This window comes from Tardiphaga sp. (assembly GCF_041424195.1).
Taxonomy (GTDB): domain Bacteria; phylum Pseudomonadota; class Alphaproteobacteria; order Rhizobiales; family Xanthobacteraceae; genus Tardiphaga.
In genome coordinates this window covers 1-1,668 of record NZ_JBGMOE010000076.1, presented here as the reverse complement: position 1 = coordinate 1,668, position 1,668 = coordinate 1, and the positions used below count along the sequence as shown (strand labels likewise).

Below are 1,668 nucleotides of genomic sequence, written 5' to 3'. Positions count from 1 at the left end.
GACGGGTCACTTCTCGATGGAAAACCCGGGTCACTTCTCAGTGGAAATCAACAGAGATTCACGAAGCCGCGGTCGAGATTCTCTCCATCGACATCAAACAGGCGCGTCATCGGGGCTCCTACCGCAAGCCAACGACCTTGCGCCGAGCGACGGTAGGCTTGCCGGTCGGCGCGGCGACATCACCGAGATGGTGGATCGTGAATGCCGGACGAGCCGGCAGCTTCACGGTTAGTTCCAGCTTTCCGCCTATCGCCTCGACATAACTGCGAAGCGTCGAGAGATACATGTCCGCCTGCTTCTCAATCTTCGAGACCGAGGGCTGCTTGATGTTCAGCGCCGTCGCGATGTCGGCCTGGGCTTTGCCGGCAATCTGCCGCAACTCGCGGAGGCCCTCGACCTCCTGCTTCAGCTCTTCGTAGCGCGCTTCGATCTGCTCCTGCTGGTCGCGGGGTAGAGAAGCGATGATTTCGTCCAGGCTCCGGCCCATCGGATCAGTCCTTCTTTGCGGACTTCAGGTTTTCCAGATGTGCGGAAAACCGGCTGTCCGCCTTTGCAATAAGCTGCTTATAGAAGCGCTTCTGGCTGCCGCCGGATTTGTCGCCCGCGACGAGAAGGATGGCCTTCCGTTCGGGATCAAAGGCGAAGGCAGCACGCCATTCGCCGTCGGCGGCCGAGAAGCGCATCTCCTTCATGTTGGCGTGTTTCGAGCCTTTGAGCGTGTCGGCATAGGGCCGACCGAGCTGCGGGCCGTATTCGCCTAGCAGCTTCGCGACCGCCAGCAATTCGGTCTGGACCTCGCGCTCGAAAGCCAGAAACTCCGCCTCGAAGGCATCATGCAGTCTGACGTTCCAAGTCATATAGCCTCCAAGCTATGTGGAGTCAATGGTGAGCTGGATCGCATCAGTTGCCGCCCTCGGCTACGCCGGCCTGACGCAGCAGGTCGCCAAGATTGGCTCCGCTGATCCGGCAGCGCGCGATAACGCGGTCAAAGGAGCGGACACGGCCGCCGCGCCCGCGCTCGGATGTGCATATGACCTCGCGCTGTAGGGCCAGGCGTTCGAGCGCCGCCTTGGCCGCGGGACCGCCGGGAGTGTGTAGCTCCGGGGCGTTGAAATCGGCGAGGCGGACTTCAATCCACTCATTGGGGTCCGCCGTTCGCCCGACACAGAGACCGTCGCCATCTCCCACATATCGGACGATGCCGGAGAACTGGACGCCGGCCCGCGTGGGGAGAGTGCCTTCGCACGGATCTGCATGGGCCGGCGCGGCGTAGCAGAGCGTCGCGGTCGCGGCGGCCAACACGAGAAGCCGACCGCTCACGCTGCCTTCTTCAAGGCGTCGGCACCTTTCTTCTTCGCCAGCATCGCGCGGACGAACTTGTCCCACTTCGCCATGCCGGCACGCTTCTCGGGCATGTAGTTCCAGCGGTCGTAGTTCTTGGAGCTGACGTCCTGAAGCGCGTGGTTCTGGAGACGATCGCGGATTTCCTTGGAGACACCGGCCTTGCCGGCGAGTGTCTTGAAGGTCCGACGGAGATCGCGGTTCGTCACATAGGGGATTACGCCGCGATCGCGCTGGCGCCACATGAACGAGTAAAGCGTACCGTGACTGACAGGTGAGAACACCGGGAATAAAAGGGGCCACGGATCGGCCGGTCTCACCGGAATA

At 62.2% G+C, this 1,668-nt stretch carries 3 protein-coding genes and 1 pseudogene; all 4 read right to left on the bottom strand.

The features are described from left to right. Positions 1–118: 118 nt before the first annotated feature. The gene (locus ACEK02_RS12340; protein WP_371422000.1) at positions 119–487 is read right to left on the bottom strand and encodes an XRE family transcriptional regulator; all 369 of its coding nucleotides are present in this window, start codon (positions 485–487) and stop codon (positions 119–121) included. 4 nt (positions 488–491) lie between these two features. After that, on the bottom strand, positions 492–857 hold the full coding sequence (locus ACEK02_RS12335; RefSeq protein ID WP_371421999.1) for a type II toxin-antitoxin system RelE/ParE family toxin: 366 nt from the start codon (positions 855–857) through the stop codon (positions 492–494). Between the two features lie 43 nt (positions 858–900). Beyond that, positions 901–1,320, bottom strand: a complete 420-nt coding sequence (locus ACEK02_RS12330; protein WP_371421998.1) for a thermonuclease family protein — start codon at positions 1,318–1,320, stop codon at positions 901–903. Further along, a pseudogene (locus ACEK02_RS12325) lies at positions 1,317–1,668 on the bottom strand (hypothetical protein); the annotation flags it as partial. The pseudogene ACEK02_RS12325 and the gene ACEK02_RS12330, both read right to left, overlap by 4 nt.